This window comes from Levilactobacillus brevis ATCC 14869 = DSM 20054 (genome assembly GCF_001433855.1).
Lineage (GTDB): Bacteria > Bacillota > Bacilli > Lactobacillales > Lactobacillaceae > Levilactobacillus > Levilactobacillus brevis.
In genome coordinates, this window is record NZ_AZCP01000002.1 from 220805 (window position 1) to 239158 (window position 18354).

The following is an 18354-nucleotide window of genomic DNA, read 5'->3' on the forward strand; positions in this document are numbered from 1 at the left end:
TGTCCCATGTAAGTCGCTGTAAGTTCTTGCCCTGTCGCCTTCCAGACTCAGAATGGCTAAGAATAATAGCAGCCGCGAATAGTTGCCAGTACCACAATACTATCGTTCATAAATAATTAGATCAATGCCGCCAAACCGGCAAGTCAGACTTGTTCTAATCGGACTTAGGGTTTAACTAATGTTGCCGTATCACGCTACACTAGCCCGGCGGGAAGCGGCAAATGGGCTCAGTACCGTCGTTAGCCTTAGGGCGCGTCCTTGGTGCTCTTAGGATAAGACCGAGCTTTAAGACAAGTGCCTTGCTTGGCTTAAAGTCGTGTCCGGTACGTTCCAGTCCATTTGCTGCGACCAGAGGGCGGGCAGTAGCCGACCGTATGACCACGTCACAACACATTCGTTGCGACCCAAAGGCAGGCAGCCTCGAAAAATGTTGCTTTAATAAAAAACTAGGGTAGCCAGAACACAAACCGTTCTGATTACCCTAGTCTTAATCACTTAAATCACTGTATATTCTTCGGCTGGCACGTCACTTAATAAGGGTGAGACTTCCCCCACCGCCACTAAGCTTAGACGGTGCATCGCTCGTGAGCAAATCGTGTAAAGCAACTGCCGTTCATCTTCAGCCGCATAACGACTAGCTGAAGCCTGCCAAACAATTATGGCATCAAACTCTAGGCCCTTTGCCAAGAAAGACGGTACCACAATGGTCCCCGGCGCTAGCCGCTGATTTTCTGACTGAATCAAAGTCACACTAGCACCCGCTGCTTTGAGTTGATCGGTTAAAGCTCGGCAATCAGCTAAGTCTTTTCCAATGATCGCCGTCGTTTCTTGATCCGCTTCATTTTTCTGGACCTGCGCAATCACTTTCTTTAGCGCACCGGCTTCATCATTAGCTACCGTCACTGTTGGCAATTCCCCTTCACGGGCAAATGCTGTGACCGCCTCCCCATTTTTGAGGATATGCTTGGTAAAGTCCGTGACCTGCTGCGTCGACCGATACGACTGCGTCAATTGAACAACCCGGGTCTTATCGGGATCGAACATCGTACTCAGCTCTTGTAACAATGTCCGACTGTTTTCTTTGGTGAAAATCGCTTGGTTTAAGTCCCCCAGCATTGTGAACCGCGCTCGTGGAAAGCTAAACTTCAAAAAGGCTAACTGGAAGGCATTATAATCTTGAATTTCATCAATGAAGACGTACCGCATGTCTCTCTCACCGTCTTTACCCGTCATTTTGTCATACAAGTACAGGTACGGTGTGGTATCAACCAGCTGCATACGATGATCCTTCAACTTAGTAATAGACTCTTCCACGCTGGCCTGCCAATCAGCCATCGAGATACCATAATCACGTAGTTCCAAACGATTGGGTATATCCCGCAGCATGTGGACATACTGGTTATTGATACTCAAGAAACGCGCCCGCACAATCGCCTTACGAATTGGTTCAAAGGCCTTCATCACCACTTTACGTGATAAGAACTGCATTTCCTTTTCAGAGGATTCGAACTCTCGTGGCTCATCGCCATACAGCGAATCTAGCTCCTGTTTGCTCAAATCCTGAATGGTTTCTTCAACCCACTTTGTCTTCATTTCACTAGAAATCCGGCGATTCAAAATGCGAATCAAGGCTTCCTTAGTCGCTTGCAGTCGATTCCCTAAATGATAATTACGATTGAAACTGTAATAAATATCTTGGATTTTTTCTTTATCAATGAACACTTGACCCTTAAACTTGATGTTTCTAAAGACCATGTCGGCACTTTCCAGATGATCGGCATACCCCGTCACAGCATCGAAAAAGGCCAGGCTCCCCTTTAGCTGATTAATCTTCTTTTGGGCGGGCGTATTACTTTCATCAAATCGTTGGGCCAAAGTCTCCACATCAATCTTTGGCAGACGTCGACCAGCATATTGGTAATAGGTCATCTGCACCATGTTATGTTCCCCTAATTCTGGCAACACCTGATCAATGTAATCATTAAAGAGCTGGTTTGGCGAGAACAACATGACTTGTCCTGCATTCAAATGGCCTCGGTACCGATACAACAGGAACGCCACGCGTTGTAAAATGGCGGCCGTTTTCCCGGACCCAGCCGCCCCTTGGACGAACAACAGATCTGATTTGGTATCCCGGATAATTTGGTTTTGTTCCTTTTGAATGGTCGTCACAATGCTCTTCATCTTGGTATCTGAGTGTTCACTCAGCGCCGATAACAGCATCTGATCCGTCACCGTTTGATCAGTGTCGTAGAGTGTGACAATCGTTCCATCTTCAATCTGAAATTGTCGTTTTAACTGAACGTTGACGGTCTGTTCCCCATCCGGCGTTTGATAGCTGACATCGCCCAGTTCACCATCGTAATAGATACTGGAAATTGGAGCCCGCCAATCATAAATCAAAAAATGATCCGGCGTGTCCGAAAACGAGCCTAATCCAATATAAATTGACTCAGTCTTAGCGGTCGGCCCTTCTTGAAAATCGATTCGGGCAAAATAGGCCTTTTTCTCAAGCCGCTGTAACGTGCTCAACTCAGTTGTGGCATGTTGCCAACTGTTCTGACGTTCTGCCAACATTTGCTGCTGTTGCCGCACAGACAGTGCCGTTTCCAACAAGCCCTCATAACTATCCGTTTTAATCCGTAAGTCATTAACAAAATTTTTGCGGATACCGGCTTCATCATTTTCCGCAACATCAATTCGTTGCTTGGCGTCTTCTTCTGCCACCTTAACCTTGGCGACCACGTCATCCAAATGTTTTTGCTCGTAAGCTTTAATTGAATCTGGCAAGCCGATCCCTCCTCAGTGAACTGGATTGTTAAAATAAACTAATAATTCGCCTAACTATTCTACACGTCTTCCGGGTATAAATAAAGCAAACTGACCGCTACTGAATCCGTTAGTTTTTCACATTCCTACTCGTCTAACCATCAGTCTTGACCGATAGTTTTCTGCTAAACTGGGCACCTTCAAACTAACACTATCCAACTTTTCTGCAGTAGTGACCATAATTGGCTTAAAGTCGTGTCCGGTACGTTCCAGCCCATTTACCACGACCAGAGGGCGAACAACCCCTAATCAGACCAGTTTTGCTATAATGAAAGTTGTGTACCATAACTTCTGGGGGTGATTTTATGGATCAACTTTCCTTATTAATCATTTTAGCCGCTGCACTGATTACCCCGCTCACTATGGCTTGGTTTCGGTTAACTGCCTTACCAACTGCCGTCGTGGAAATTCTCGTGGGTATCTTGCTCGGCCCAAGTGTCTTCAATCTCGTACAATCTAATAGTACGTTGACACTGTTGTCCAATACTGGGGTCATTTTCCTGCTATTTCTTAGCGGGATGGAAATTGATTTCAGTCTGTTCAATCGACGCAAACAGCCACAGACGCCACTAGCCGCTAAAGTTGCCGGCAGCGCGCCCCGCTATTCACCCGTCTTCTTAGCCATTAGTGCCTACGTTGGTGTAGTTGTCAGCTCACTCTTCTTGGGATTTTTATGTCAGTGGACCGGTCTATTCAAGGACCCATGGCTAGCAGCCATTATCTTCATGACCATTTCCTTAGGGATTGTCATCGCAACACTAAAAGAAAAGGAATTGCTTAGCAAACCATTTGGTCAAACTATTCTATTGATTGCTGCGCTCGGCGAAATTGTCCCACTCTTTGCGCTCACACTATATGCCTCAGTCTTTGGCAACAACAGTCAGTCCTTATGGCTGTTACTACTAGTTTTCTTTGCCGCAGCTCTACTCTTCTTACGATTTAAGCCCTTCTTTAATTTCTACGAACGGATTAATAAGTCCACGACCCAGCTGGATATTCGCTTGGCCTTCTTCTTAATCTTTAGTCTCGTGATTGTGGCGGAATCGGTTGGAGCAGAAGGTATTCTGGGCGCCTTTGTGGCCGGTATCGTTATGAAACTTCTTCAACCACATGAAGACACTCGCGTTCGTCTTGATGCCATCGGGTATGGCTTCTTCATCCCCATTTTCTTTATGATGAGTGGCATCAATCTCAATTTGCGCACGCTATTAGCCGATCCAGCAACCCTATTGCTAATCCCCGCCTTTTTTGCCGCTTACTTATTCTCTAAAGCCATTATTTATGGTATCTTACGTCTCCGTTTCAAACGGGGTAACGCCTTTGCTGGTACTGCTATCTCCGCAGCCACCATTACGATGGTCTTAGCCGTCCTACAAGTTGCGAAAACCATGAAGGTGGTTACGTCCCAACAATCCGGCGCCTTCCTATTAGCGGCCATTCTAACGTGTGTCTTGGGGCCCTTGTTGTTTAACACGAGCTACTCGGCCGAAGCCGAGGACCTTAAGAAGACCACCGTGCATTTTATTGGGACTAATCTGCTGACCGTTCCCGTTGCCCAACAATTAGCTGGCTGGTATGACATTTCAATGTATACCGACAAGGCCGATAACTATAAAACATACAATTCAGAAGTTAATGTTCACTTACTGGACACTTTAGAAACGACTTACGTGCGGGAACAAGGCGTGTTCGATGCGGATACCGTGGTTCTCGGTCATTTTAACGCGACTAAAAACTATGAACTCGCTAAGGCTGCTAAAGCATACGGGGTTAGCCGGGTAATCGTCCGGTTCGAAGACCGCAACGTATTAGACGAACGAGAAGACGAGCTCACCAGTCTTGGTATTGAGGTCTACGACACGCCTAACGTCAATATTGCTATGCTCCGCAGCCTAATTGAGGCGCCCACGACGCTACGTCTACTCACCTCATCAACGACTGCCGTCTATGAAGTTGCCCTCAAAAACCGGCGATACACAGACCAAGAAATTCGTAGTCTCCCCTTCGTGGGCGATATTACCATCAGTCAGGTTTTCCGTGATGGTCAGTTCATTCGGCCCACAGGTACGACACTCTTAAAATTTAACGACCGGTTGATCTTTACCAGCAGTCCCGACACCGCTCGTGAAATTCGGCGCGAACTAGGCATTCTCAATTAGAACTGTTAAACTAATAGCAGTCAATGCTAAAGGAGAGAGTAAGAGATGGCAGTTGAACTTTATTTGGTGCGGCACGGCCAAACCTATTTAAACAAGTACCACCGGATTCAAGGATGGTCCGACTCACCACTGACGGACAAGGGAATCGCAGATGCCAAGCGCGCCGGTCAACGACTGGCACAAGTGACATTTGCGGCCGCCTATGCGAGTGACACCACCCGGGCACAGAATACGGCTAAGCGGATTCTAGCCGCTAATGCGCAGCCCGTCACACTGACGACGGAACCTGCCTTCCGTGAAGAAAACTTTGGTTACTTTGAAGGCCTAGATACAGGTCTCACGTGGCACACCTTGGGAACACCACTAGGGTTAGATTCCTTTGATGCCATGATTGCCAACCTCACCATCGAAAAAACTAAGGACATGTTCCACGCTCAAGATCCCTTCGGTGACGCTGAAGACAATGCGCGTTTCTGGGATCGGGTACAGCCTGGCTTAGATCACGCCATTGCAGCAGCGAACGATGGTGATCGTTTATTGATTGCCACTCACAGCACAACGATTCGTAGTATTGTTTCAAAATACTCGGACATTGATGTTTCCGTACCCGTCGATAATGGCAGTATCACCAAGCTATCAGTCAATGATGGTCATTACCACGTTGACTACTATAACAACACTGATGGTAAAATTTAATTCTAGCCGCCACTAACCGCCTAATTCTTGACGGTTGGTTGTGAGCAAATAAAAACAGTCATTGCCCAATCGGACGATGACTGTTTTTGGTTTACTTCTTAATCAATGACGCCTCATGAGCTCGCTGCGTGTACATATCAATTTCATCATCAGCTGCTCGTACCCAGTGACGCGGTGAAATTTCAACCAAATGACGTTCTTTACCATCATTTTCGCCGCTACCATCATAGGCAATCTCTTGCCGGGTACGTTCAAACTCAGGATCAGGAACCGGCACGGCCGATAATAAACTCTTCGTGTAATCATGTAACGGGTGGGCATAGATTTCATCAGAATCAGAGATCTCTAACATCCGCCCGTAATGCATGACCCCAATTCGATCGGAGATGTACTTCACCATCGACAAGTCATGGGCAATGAACAGGTACGTTAAGCCCTGTTCACGTTGGAGCTTCTTCATCAAGTTAACCACTTGGGCTTGAATTGACACATCCAACGCAGAAATTGGCTCATCAGCAATGACAAACTTAGGGTCCACGGCTAATGCTCGGGCAATCCCGATCCGTTGCCGCTGACCACCAGAGAATTCGTGCGGATAACGGCTAGAATGGTCCTTGTTCAACCCCACGGTCTCTAATAGGTCTTCGACTTTTTTCGTCCGCTCAGCATCGTCTTTCGCCAAATGATTGATGTCAATCCCTTCAGCCACGATGTCTTTAACCTTCATCCGTGGATTCAGTGACGCGTAAGGGTCTTGGAAAATCATCTGCATATCCTGACGAAATTCACGTTGATCAGCTTTACTGGTAAAACTATCCACGTTCTTACCGTCAAACAAGATTTCTCCAGAGGTGGGCTCATACAAGTGAATAATGGCCCGCCCGGTCGTTGTTTTCCCTGAACCGGATTCACCAACTAAGCCAAAGGTTTCACCTTTATAGATGTCAAAGGAAATATCATCCACGGCCCGAACTTCATCAGCCTTACCCACATTGAAGTATTGTTTGAGGTGTTTAACCTCGAGGATTTTTTCGGCATTTTCGTAATCCATTATTGCTGTTCCTCCTCTTCTTCAACTGGACCGGCAGTCCGTTGCTTGGCTAACAGTTCCTGATTCATTTCAGCATATTGCTGTTGCCGCGCCACGATTTGTGCTGGTGGCGTAACCTTAGGGGCATCCGGATGCAGCAGCCAGGTTGCTGCATAATGCGTATCAGAAACCTTAAAGAACGGTGGTTCCTGTTGCGTATCAATCTTTAGTGCATAGGCATTCCGGGCAGCAAAGGCGTCCCCAGTTGGTGGATCCAATAAATCTGGTGGCGTACCGGGAATCGATGGTAATTCATCACCACCGGTATCCAAGGTTGGCATTGAGCTAAGCAACCCCCACGTATAAGGGTGCTTTGGATTATAGAAGATTTCATCAACCGTGCCGTATTCAACGATTTTACCCGCGTACATCACGGCAACTCGATCAGCCATACCAGCCACCACACCCAAATCATGGGTGATAAAGATAATTGAGGTTGAAATCTTATCTTGCAATTCCTTCATCAAATTCAGAATTTGGGCTTGAATGGTCACGTCCAACGCCGTGGTTGGTTCATCAGCAATTAAAACGTCTGGATAGTTAATCAGCGCAATCGCAATCACAATCCGTTGCCGCATCCCACCAGAAAATTGGTGAGGGTAGTCGTTAATCCGATTTTCAGCGTCGGTAATCCCGACTAATTTCATCATTTCCAAAGCTTGCGCCCAAGCCTTGTCTTTCTTCATCCCCTTGTGCACCATGAGGGGTTCAGCAATTTGCCGACCAATCTTCATCGTTGGGTCAAGGGAGGTCATTGGGTCTTGGAAGATTTCAGCGATATCTTGGCCCCGAATGGCTTCCATATCTTTATCGCTCTTCTTTAGAAGATCCTCGCCCTTGTACATAATCGAACCACTGGCAATATCGGCGTTGCGGGCATTTAGGCCCATGATGGTCCGCGTCGTAACGGACTTACCGGAACCAGATTCCCCAACAATTGCCAAGGTTTCGCCTTTTCGCAAATCAAAGCTAACGTTTCTGATGGCCTTCACGTCACCAGCATAGGTTTTGAAGTTAACTTGGAGATTGCGTACTTCTAACACATTATTTTCATTTTCCATACTGTCCGGTCACCTACTCTTTCGTCCGCGGATCAAAGGCATCCCGCAAGCCATCACCCAAAAGGTTAAAGGCTAACATGATGATACATAGGACCAGTGCTGGCCACCACATCTGGTATGGCAGGAACTGGAAGTTCTTTTGCCCATCATTTAGCAATGTCCCCAAAGAAGCTTGTGGTGAAGAAATCCCGATCCCAATATAGGACAAGGTTGCTTCAAAGAAGATGGCGTTGGGAATTGTGAACATCGTATTGATGATAATGACACTGGATAAGTTAGGTAACAAATGCTTGAAGGCAATCTTCAACGGACTCTCACCCAGTGTTTTCGCAGCTAGAATAAATTCTTGCTCCTTTAATTCCAACGTCTGCGCTCGAACCAGCCGGGCCATATTGGTCCATGAGGTTAACGCAATCGCAATAATAATTGAGGTCATCCCGGGTTTCAGAATCAAAATCAACAGCACGATCACAACCAAGTTTGGAATTGACAGGATAATTTCGATGACCCGTTGCATGAAGGTATCAATACGGCCACCTTTCCACCCCGAGAACATCCCATAAGTTACCCCGATCGTTAAATCAAATAGCGTGGCAACCAAAGCAATAATCAAGGAGATCCGTGTTCCGTAAAGGACCCGTGAGAACAAGTCCCGACCTAAATAGTCAGTTCCCATGATGTAGGCCTTACCAGAAGCCCCGGCTTGTTGATAAGCATCAATTCGTTGGCCCGCTTGAACCAGCGTTCCATTGAATCCGTTAATCCCCACACCGGGAATCTTTGACGGTAAGTTCGCATACGATGGGTGCACCGCATTGGGATCATGAGGTGACACGAAGAGTGAACCAAAGGCCATGATGAAAATAATCGCCAAGATAATCAGGGACACCCAAGCCCCTTTATTTTTCTTTAACCGCCGCCAAGCATCTTGGGTAAACGTTAAGGATGGCGCGGCAATCTTTTCACTGTCAAGCGATGCCCGGTCATCGGCCGTCATCGGCTTAAAGCTATCTTCAGGGAGTTTTACTGTATCTGCCATTTATTTACCTCCTAGTTAGCCTTTCCTGTGAGCCGAATCCGTGGATCAACAACACCGTATAAGATGTCAGTGAACAACAGAACCACACACAACATGAATGAGTACACGATGGTCAAGCCCATAATCGTTGGGTAATCATTGGTCAAGACGGACTTAACAAATTGTTCCCCAATACCAGGAATGGAGAAGATGTTTTCCACCACCATCGACCCAGTCATAATGTTCACGGCTAATGGACCCACAATCGTAATCAACGGAATCAAACTGTTCCGCAGCGCATGGTGGTAAATAACCCCCGTACGACTTAATCCCTTGGCCTTAGCTAGCTCAATATAATCCGAACTCAGCACATCGACCATTTCGGTTCGCACAAACCGAGCGGACTCGGCTAATGGTGTTGCGGCCAGCGCTAAGGTTGGTAGCACCGTATAACTAAAACCACCCCATTCAGCAATTGGGAACCAGCCCAGCTTCAGTCCTAAGTAATACTGAAGTAACACCGCTAAAACGAAAGACGGGATTGAAATTCCCAGAATCGAAACGATCGTTGAGGTCGTATCAACCCAAGAGTTTTGTCGCATCGCACCAAAGGCACCGATGATAACACCTACGAGCACGCCAAGGATGATGGCTTGCAGCCCAATCTGCAAGGATTGTGCAATACGACTTGAAATCAAGTAGGAAACGGGTTGATCACTAAACTGGAACGAGGTCCCAAAGTTTCCTTTAACCGCCCCAGCAATGTACAACAGGTACTGTTGCCATACAGGCTTATCCAAACCATATTGCTGATAAATCAACGCAATTTGGCTCTTGGATAGCTTAGCTTGGTTGGTCAGTGGCGTCCCAGGTAATAACTTCATTAGGAAGAACGTCACGGTAATCACAATGAATAAAGTCAGGATCAGGTAGAAGATCCGCTTTGCTAGGTACTTTGCCATTTGTTTACCTCTCAATCAGTAGACTTATTCGTTACCGTTAAGTTACGAAACTTAACAAGAACTCCACGAAAACAACAAGATGATAAAAAGCCTGCAATAACATCGAAAAGTAAGGACCAGCTCCCGTTAATCCTTACTCCCCGGTAAGACTTATTTAGTCGGTCACCCGACGAAAACAATTACTTAAGTGATGAGCTTACTTGGAAATATATGCTGTACTGAAGTCCCAGTTAGCGCCAGTTGGGAAGTAAGTCAATCCCTTGACGTTTGACTTAACCAATTGTGCTTTCCCTTGTTGGTAAATTGGGATAATTCCTTGGTCATTCAGGATCGTCTTTTGTGCGTTAACCATGTCACTCCAACGAGCGGCCGTGTTGTTGGCATCCTTACCAGTTGCGGCTGCGATATACTTATCGTATGCCTTAGATGACTAACGACCATTGTTGTACGAATTACCAGAAGTGAACAGTGACAAGAAGGAAATTGGATCTGGGAAGTCAGCACCCCAAGCAGAGACCACAGCATCGAAGTCACCACTTTGAGAACGAGCTAACCGGGTCTTAAATGGTAAGTTACTGTTTGTCACCTTCAAGCCAGGCAACTTAGCCCATTGACTTTGAACGAATTCAGTAATGTTTTTACCAGCTGGTGTATCATCAGCCATTAAGGTTAATGAGTAGCTTGAACGGCCCGTTTCCTTTAAGGCTTCCTTCCATAGCTTCTTAGCCTTCGTTAAGTCTTGGCTTGTCGCTGATGGAACCGCAGCATCCGTGTTGAAGTCCTTACCCTTGTAAGAAGCTAAACCAGTTGAAACTAGACCTTTAGCAGTGGTTGAACCATCTTGTAAAACCTTGTTAACAAATTGGTTCCGGTTAACTGCCAATGATAAGGCTTGACGAGCCTTCTTGTTCTTCATCATTGAATCTTTCTTTTCGTTCAATTCAATGTAGAAGGTTGAAGCGCTCTTCCGTTCAACATATTGCTTACTGTTTTTGTAGTTCTTAGGTTGTTGCCCACTCAAGTAAGTCGCATCCAACTTACCGCTCTGGTATTGACTCAAAGCCGTTTGCGGATCTTTCATCGTCTTGAAGTTAATCTTCTTTAGTTTAACATTCTTGGCGTTCCAGTAGCTAGAGTTTTTGCTCATGCTCCAATTATCAGACGTCCCGGTCCAGTACGTTAACTTAAATGGTCCGTTATAGACGTTATCTTGAGCATTAGTGGCATACTTCTTGCCGTACTTTTGAACCACTGACTTGTTTTGTGGGAAGAACATTGGACTAGCAGCCAATGAAGGGAAGTAACTAGTGGCCTTGGTTAAGGTGACGACCACCTTATAGTTGCCCTCTGCCTTAATCCCTAATGTCGAAACAGCCTTCTTCTTATTGATGATGGCATTAGCGTTCTTCACTGGCGCATACATGTAAGCGTATTGTGAAGCAGTCTTGGGATTAACTGTCCGTTGCCAGGCATAAACGAAATCTTTAGCTGTAACTTGGTCCCCGTTACTCCACTTAGACTTCCGTAAATTGAAGGTGTAAGTTTTCCCATCCTTGGAAACCTTGTAGCTCTTGGCAACCCCAGGATACGTCTTACTGTTCTTGCCAATTCGTAAGAGACCTTCACCAGTGTTGTTAATGGTTTCCCCGGAAACGACATCGGTGGCGGTGGAAGCATCCATCGACGGTAATGCTGAACTTTCCATCCAGTTTAACGTCTGCTTGCTGGCGGTGCTAGAACTGCTGTTTGATCCACACGCTGCCAGTAGCACAGCGGCGAAAGTTGCAACTGTTCCCAGTTTAACTGCCGAATTGATTTTCATTATAATTCCAACCCCTCTTAGTTGTGTGTGAAATAAATTGACAACCTCAAATTTGATGTTTCCAATTGTATATTAGAAAACAATTAAAATCAATGGTAAAAGCTAATTTTATTTAAAAAAGTTTCAATAATCCTTATATATCAAGGAATTAAAATGAAAAATTAAAATTCGATGTCACATTTTTCTGAGGATAAACATGCTTTTTTTGTATACCATATACAGAAAAATGGCGAACATTCACCTTATCCACTCATTTTCTATTCAGACAGACATCGTCATTAATAAAAAGATCCGAGACGCCTTGTCTCGAATCTTTTTATCAGCGCTTCGTTGAACGTGCCCACACGTTTGTTACCCATCAACGAACACAATTTACTTAGCAATGTAAGCTTTACTGAAGTCCCAATTTGAACTAACCGGGAAGTAAACGACGCCCTTAACCTTAGATTTCATCAATTGAGGTTTGCCTGCTTGGTAGACTGGAATAATCCCTTGATCGTTTAATAGGATCTTCTGCGCATCGATTAGATTCTGCCACCGGGCCGCCGGTTTGTTCGCGTTAGTGGTGGTCGCGGCCTTAATTAACTGATCATACTGCTTGTTGGACCACTTACCATTGTTGTATGAGTTATCTGATGTAAATAGCGATAGATCCGTAATTGGATCTGGGAAGTCCGCACCCCAGAGTGTCACAACTGCATCAAATTGACCTGCTGCGGATCGCGCTAATCGCGTCTTGTAAGGTAGATTTGAATTAGTCACCTTGAAATTGGGTAACTTGGACCACTGGCTCTGAACATATTCAGTCGTACTCTTGCCTTCAGGAGTATCGTCAGCCATTAAGGTCAACGAGTAGCTGGAACGACCCGTTTCCTTTAGGGCTTCTTTCCATAGCTTCTTCGCCTTAGCAATATTGTGCTCCGTTGCGCTAGCCGTGCTAGCTTCACTCGCAAAGTCCTTACCATTACGGATTGCCAGTCCACTTGTAACAATCCCATTAGCAACCTTAGAACCATTATCTAAAACTTTATTGACAAATTGCTTACGGTCAATAATCAATGATAAGGCCTGACGCGCCTTTTTATTACGTAACATTGAATCCTTCTTTTGATTCAATTCAAGATAAGCCACTCGTGATCCGTTCCGAGCATGGTAATCCTTACTGTTCTTGTAGTTCTTGGGTTGTTGTCCACTCAAGTAAATGGCATCTAGCTTGCCACTCTGGTACTGGCTCAACGCCGTCTGCGGATCCTTTACCGCACTAAACTTAACGTGCTTTAATTTGACAGACTTGGCATTCCAATAACTTGGATTCTTAGTCAGCGTCCAATTATCAGATGTTCCTGTCCAATAAGTGAGCTTGAAAGCTCCGTTATAGACATTGTCCTTAGCATTTGTGGCATACTTCTTGCCGTACTTTTCAACAACAGATTTATTTTGTGGGAAGAAGGCTGTTTGGGCAACCAAAGTTGGGAAATAACTAACCGCGTGGGTTAACGTTACAACCACTTTGTACTTGCCAACTGCCTTGATGCCTAGCGTTGAAACCGGCTTTTTCCCTTTCATAATGGCATTGGCATTCTTGACATCAGCATACAGATAAGCGTACTGCGAGCCGGTCTTCGGATTCACTGTCCGTTGCCAACCATAGACAAAGTCTTTGGCCGTTACTTGATCCCCGTTACTCCACTTGGACTTCCGGAGATTAAATGTATAGGTCTTCCCATCCTTCGACTTACTGTAGCTTTTGGCTACCCCCGGATGGGTACTACTATTCTTCCCAAACTTCAACAAGCCCTCACCTGTGTTATTCAGGGTCTCGCCAGAAACGACATCCGTTGCCAACGAATTATCCATGGTTGGTAGCGACGATGTCTCCATCCACGTTAAGGTTTGATTCTGTGACTGCTTAGATGACGTGCCACACGCCGCTAACGAAATCGCCGTTAGCGCGGCCACCGTTCCCAACTTAATCATTGCTCTAACCTGCATACTCATTCCAACTCCTCTAGTTGTTCTTGTGTATGCAGTCTACTATAAATTAAAATTAGATTAGAATCAATACCAAATTTTAATTTATGTCAATTATTCTAGTCATTACCGTGCCTAATACTGATTAAGGCCACCTTTTAGGCTTCCACCGCTAATCCTTACTGGAATCCGACTTGGCATGGTATACTCGACACATAGACTTTTATAAGGAGGGTGATCTTTTGGAAGAAACCCCACGAACACCAGTCATCACAATTGGGTTAAATGCTGGTCAAGCAACATTTGATTACGCAATGGCTGAATTAAAGAACCTGGTGGAAGCAAATCACATGACCGTCGTTAAAGAGGTTCAACAGGCCCTGTCACGGCCACAACCCGGGACATACTTTGGAACCGGGAAAGTTGAAGAGTTGGCAACGATTGTTGCTGACGACGGCGTTGATACCGTTGTGGTCAACGATGAACTTACACCTAGTCAGATCCGTAATTTGGAAAAGGTAACCAAGGCTCGGATCATCGACCGCACTGGCCTCATTTTGGAAATCTTTGCCAATCGAGCCCAGTCTCGCGAAGCCAAGCTTCAAGTACAACTGGCAAAATTACAGTACCAACTGCCTCGGTTACACACCAGCGCTTCACAACGTCTGGATCAACAGACTGGGAGTGGCGGCGGTGGGGGCTTTACCAACCGTGGTTCTGGTGAATCACAGACCGAAATCAGTCGACGGACCTTGCAACGCGCCATCACCCACGTTAATCATGAGCTAAAAGAAATTAATCAAGCGGCGGCGACGCAACGACAACAACGCGAGCGTAACCAGCTGCCTTCCGTAGCTTTGGTTGGTTATACCAACGCCGGTAAATCAACGCTCATGAATGCGTTAGTTCGTGAATTTGGTAAAAGTGATGAGAAACAGGTCTTCGTTAAAAACATGCTGTTTGCGACGTTGGATACTAGCGTCCGACAACTAACTTTTCCGGATCAAAAGAAACTGCTTTTAAGTGATACGGTTGGGTTTGTCAGTCAATTACCCACACAATTGGTCAAGGCCTTCCGTTCAACGCTGGCCGAGGCCGCTAATGCGGATCTTTTAGTTCAAGTTGTTGACTACGCCGATCCCAACAAGGAAGCTATGATGGCAACAACCGAGCAAACCTTGCACGACATTGGCGTTACCGATGTGCCCATGGTAACGGTCTTCAACAAGGCTGATTTGACTGAAGCTACCTATCCCAGTCGAGCAGGTGACCAATTAATTCTTTCAGCACAAGACCCAGCCTCAATTGCATTACTGGTTCAGACGCTTAAAGAAAAGGTCTTTCACAACTATGTCACAGCGGATTTCTTAATTCCCTTCGCTGATGGTGATGTGGTCGCCTACTTGAACGATCACGCTAATGTCTTATCAACGGGTTATGAAGCGACAGGAACCGCCCTAAAAGTGGAACTCCAAGATACCGACTTCAATCGATTCAAGCAGTATGTTGTCACCCCTTAGCCCCAACGAAAAAGCACGTCAGAAATTAACTTCTGACGTGCTTTTTGTCTTAAACCAATTCAACTTAAGCTTGGCGCTTTTCTAAGTACCGAGCTAGTACTGATAACAAGTAACAAACGATAAAGTACATAACCGCAATGGCCACAAACATTGGAATAATGTAGTTGGTATTTTGCCCATAGATAATCTGGGAGCGGAAGAGCATTTCTGGCAGCAAGATAATCGTTGCCAATGACGTATCCTTAACCAGGGAAATAAATTGACTCACTAGCGCTGGAATCATCTTAACTAGCGCTTGTGGCAGAACAATGTACCACAGTGCTTGCCAATACGTTAACCCGTTAGCCCGGGCCCCTTCCATCTGGCCTGGATCAACCGCTTGAATCCCGGAACGCACAATCTCGGCTAACATCGTTGATTCAAAGATGGTCATGGCCAAAATCGCTGCCGGAATGACATCGGGCTTCACCCCTAAGTTAGGGAGTCCAAAGTACGTAAAGAACAGAATCAAAATCAATGGCAGGTTCCGAATCACATCAATGATAAACCCAACGATGGCTGATACATACTTGATTTTGACATAACGAATGACTCCTAGAATCGAGCCGATAATAAAACTACCGATAATTGAAATCACCGATACTAAAATGGTAATGCCTAGTCCACCGAACAGGTAGCGTAAGTTATCCGGAGAGTAAGCCGCGATAAAGTTTTGCAACATAATATGTCCCCTCCCCTTAAGCTAAGCGCTTTTCTAAGTAGCGCATGTAGTAACTGATCGGCATCGTGATCACCAGGTAAAGCACCCCAACGGCTGAATACGCCGCGATAGTCTCTAGAGAACTCGAGGCAATGACATTCCCTTGGTACATCAGATCAAACCCACCCACGAAGGCTAAGGTTGATGAGTTTTTAACCAAGTTCACGAATTGATTTCCCAGTGGTGGAATCACGTAACGGAAAGCCTGCGGTAAAACAATGTAGCGCATAGCTTGCCAGAAAGATAGCCCGTTAGCCCGGGCCCCTTCCATCTGTCCTGGATCAACTGATTGAATCCCAGCCCGCACCGTTTCAGCAATAAAGGCTGACGTGTACAGGGTCAAACCAATCGTCCCAGCTGTAAATCCGTTCATTTTGATCACATACAGCGGGAAAACCACGTAAAAGAACATGGTGATGACCAGTAGCGGAATATTCCGGAAAATTTCAATATAAACTCGTGCAACACCACGGCCAAATTTGCTAGGTGATTCTTCCAGCAAGGCAAAGAATGTCCCAATAATCAAGCTAAAGATGAGTGCTAACAGGCTACATAACAACGTCTGGCCTAAACCATAAAGGAGTGTGCCTCCATATGTTTGAAAGATATGAATCATTCTTTAGCCGCCTCCTCGTAGTCAAAGCCCTTCACGTTGTGGAACCACTTGTGAAGAAGTTTGTTGTATTCGCCGTTGGCCCGAACTTCCTTTAAAGCCTGATTGACGGCTGCTTCAAATTGTTGTTGGTTCTTATCCATAGCAATCCCATAAGGTTCAGAGACGAAGGTACCACCGGTTACTACATAACCTGGGTTCTGTACTGACATCCCGTAAAGGATCCCATTGTCAGTCGTCAACGCTTGCCCTTGTCCGGACTTCAACGCAGTCATTGCTTGCGCATAGTCGGTTAACTGCAAGACCGTTGCATTTGGCGCAACCTTTTGAACATTTTCAACGGAATCCGATCCAACAACCCCTAGAACCGTTCCCTTTTGCTTGTTCAGATCTTTGACATTCTTAATGCTGCTGCCTTGCTTTACCAATAATGACTGGCCGGCATAGAAATAAGTATTCGAGAAATCAACTTGTTTGCGTCGTTCTGCTGTATTGGTCATCGTGGCAATAATGGCATCGATATTGCCGTTTTTAAGCATCGGCATCCGCGTCGAACTGGTTACTTGGATAAACTTGGCCTTGGCATTTTTCCCCAGCATCTGCTTGGTTAATGCTTTAGCTAAATCTACTTCAAACCCCTTGATTTTACCGTCCTTGGTGTCTAGCAACCCGAATAATCGCGTATCCGCTTTAACACCCCAAGTAATGGTTTTCGACTTTTGATCCGTCTTCCAAACATTTCGTGAAGACAACGCCGTACTCCCACACCCACTAATAACGGCCGTTAAAGCAACCAATGACAGTAGGAGGCTCAAACTACGAATCCATTTTTTCATATGAGCTTTCCTCCCCTGATTAGTGTGTAATAATCTTGCTTAAGAATTGACGAGCCCGTTCATTACTTGGTTCACCGTCGAAGAACTTCTCTTTGGAATCATCTTCCAAGATCCGTCCATCCGCCATGAAGATTACTCGGTTAGCCACTTCTCGAGCGAAGCCCATTTCGTGAGTAACGACAAGCGATGTCATACTGGAGTCTTGCGCAATCGTCTTCATAACATTCAGCACATCATCAATCATTTCGGGATCAAGCGCACTGGTTGGCTCATCAAATAACAGACACTTAGGCTTCATTGCCAGTGAGCGGGCAATCGCAATCCGTTGTTGTTGGCCCCCAGAAAGTTGTGATGGCATCTTCGGTGCTTGGTCAGCTAAGCCAACCCGATCTAACATTTCCATCGCAACTTTTTTATTCTCTTCTTCACCACGGTGCAAAACAATTCGTGGTGACAACATGATGTTTTCCAGAATTGTCTTGTTAGCGTATAAATTAAAGTGTTGGAATACCATTCCCACGTTCTTACGAATCCGGTTCATATCCGTCTTGGGGTTGGCAAGATCCTGACCATTGACAATCAATTGCCCATGCCGAATTTCTTCCAAACCATTAACTGTTCGAATTAACGTTGACTTCCCAGAACCAGAAGGACCGATTAGAACAACCGTCTCCCCTGCCTCAATTGTTAAATTAATATTGTGTAGCGCGTGAAAATCACCGTAATACTTTTCCACGTTGTGAAATTCAATCATTGACATAAGTATTCCCTCCACTAGTTAAAGTTTACCGTTCGGTCGGTGGACTAGCGCCCCATGCCAATCCCGTAGGACTGGTTTTTAGTTGCTAAATTAAAGTTTAAACCAAAAAAATTACCCGGTCAAAGTAAACAACCTTGAGATACAACTCACTACTGATGTTTTGAGGGGGTAAAAGTTAGGTATACCACGGACTTACCACCTTTCAAAAAAAATTATGTTCAAGAAAACACCTGACAGTTTAATGTTATAAATTCTAA

Annotated in this window: 13 protein-coding genes and 1 pseudogene; 3 read left to right on the top strand and 11 right to left on the bottom strand. The window is 45.5% G+C overall.

Annotated elements, in window-relative coordinates:
- Positions 1–495: 495 nt before the first annotated feature.
- Entirely contained in the window at positions 496–2790 is a 2295-nt protein-coding gene (gene helD, locus FC61_RS04405) for an RNA polymerase recycling motor HelD (protein ID WP_021741582.1), read from the bottom strand.
- 344 nt (positions 2791–3134) lie between these two features.
- On the opposite strand from helD, the gene FC61_RS04410 reads away from it, so the two are divergent.
- Together FC61_RS04410 and FC61_RS04415 are read left to right on the top strand one after the other, a co-directional pair.
- Positions 3135–4988: a cation:proton antiporter domain-containing protein gene (locus tag FC61_RS04410; RefSeq protein WP_021741580.1), complete on the top strand. Its 1854-nt coding sequence runs from the start codon at positions 3135–3137 to the stop codon at positions 4986–4988.
- A 45-nt stretch (positions 4989–5033) separates the two neighbouring features.
- Positions 5034–5684, top strand: a complete 651-nt coding sequence (locus tag FC61_RS04415; RefSeq protein ID WP_011668381.1) for a histidine phosphatase family protein — start codon at positions 5034–5036, stop codon at positions 5682–5684.
- Between the two features lie 91 nt (positions 5685–5775).
- Here the strand turns inward: FC61_RS04415 and FC61_RS04420 are convergent, their stop codons facing one another.
- From FC61_RS04420 to FC61_RS04445, 6 genes and pseudogenes are all read right to left on the bottom strand, one after another.
- A complete protein-coding gene (locus tag FC61_RS04420) occupies positions 5776–6735 on the bottom strand; it encodes an ABC transporter ATP-binding protein (protein WP_021741579.1) in 960 nt (319 codons plus the stop codon).
- A complete protein-coding gene (locus tag FC61_RS04425; RefSeq protein ID WP_021741578.1) occupies positions 6735–7835 on the bottom strand; it encodes an ABC transporter ATP-binding protein in 1101 nt (366 codons plus the stop codon). The genes FC61_RS04420 and FC61_RS04425 overlap by 1 nt, the downstream gene beginning before the upstream one ends.
- 13 nt (positions 7836–7848) lie before the next feature.
- On the bottom strand, positions 7849–8874 hold the full coding sequence (locus tag FC61_RS04430) for an ABC transporter permease (protein WP_011668384.1): 1026 nt from the start codon (positions 8872–8874) through the stop codon (positions 7849–7851).
- Positions 8875–8885: 11 nt separating this feature from the next.
- Positions 8886–9815: an oligopeptide ABC transporter permease gene (gene opp3b, locus FC61_RS04435; RefSeq protein ID WP_021741577.1), complete on the bottom strand. Its 930-nt coding sequence runs from the start codon at positions 9813–9815 to the stop codon at positions 8886–8888.
- 196 nt (positions 9816–10011) lie between these two features.
- A pseudogene (locus FC61_RS04440) lies at positions 10012–11637 on the bottom strand (peptide ABC transporter substrate-binding protein).
- Between the two features lie 372 nt (positions 11638–12009).
- Positions 12010–13629 (bottom strand): peptide ABC transporter substrate-binding protein, encoded by a 1620-nt coding sequence (locus FC61_RS04445; protein ID WP_024526511.1) that lies wholly within the window; start codon positions 13627–13629, stop codon positions 12010–12012.
- Between the two features lie 221 nt (positions 13630–13850).
- Here FC61_RS04445 and hflX point away from each other — a divergent pair, with 221 nt between their 5' ends.
- On the top strand, positions 13851–15128 hold the full coding sequence (hflX, locus tag FC61_RS04450; RefSeq protein WP_035464430.1) for a GTPase HflX: 1278 nt from the start codon (positions 13851–13853) through the stop codon (positions 15126–15128).
- Positions 15129–15192: 64 nt separating this feature from the next.
- Here hflX and FC61_RS04455 read toward each other — a convergent pair whose 3' ends face one another.
- From FC61_RS04455 to FC61_RS04470, 4 genes are read right to left on the bottom strand one after another with little or no spacing between them, the layout of a single operon-like run.
- Positions 15193–15846, bottom strand: coding sequence for an amino acid ABC transporter permease (locus tag FC61_RS04455; protein ID WP_024526509.1), 654 nt, complete (start codon positions 15844–15846; stop codon positions 15193–15195).
- A 19-nt stretch (positions 15847–15865) separates the two neighbouring features.
- Positions 15866–16504 carry an amino acid ABC transporter permease gene (locus tag FC61_RS04460; protein ID WP_011668390.1) on the bottom strand — a complete coding sequence of 213 codons (639 nt, stop codon included), beginning with the start codon at positions 16502–16504 and terminating at the stop codon, positions 15866–15868.
- Complete coding sequence (locus tag FC61_RS04465) at positions 16501–17337, bottom strand: transporter substrate-binding domain-containing protein (RefSeq protein WP_011668391.1); 837 nt, start codon at positions 17335–17337, stop codon at positions 16501–16503. Before FC61_RS04465 ends, FC61_RS04460 begins: the two co-directional genes overlap by 4 nt.
- A 19-nt stretch (positions 17338–17356) precedes the next feature.
- Positions 17357–18097 (bottom strand): amino acid ABC transporter ATP-binding protein, encoded by a 741-nt coding sequence (locus FC61_RS04470; protein WP_011668392.1) that lies wholly within the window; start codon positions 18095–18097, stop codon positions 17357–17359.
- Positions 18098–18354: the final 257 nt, after the last annotated feature.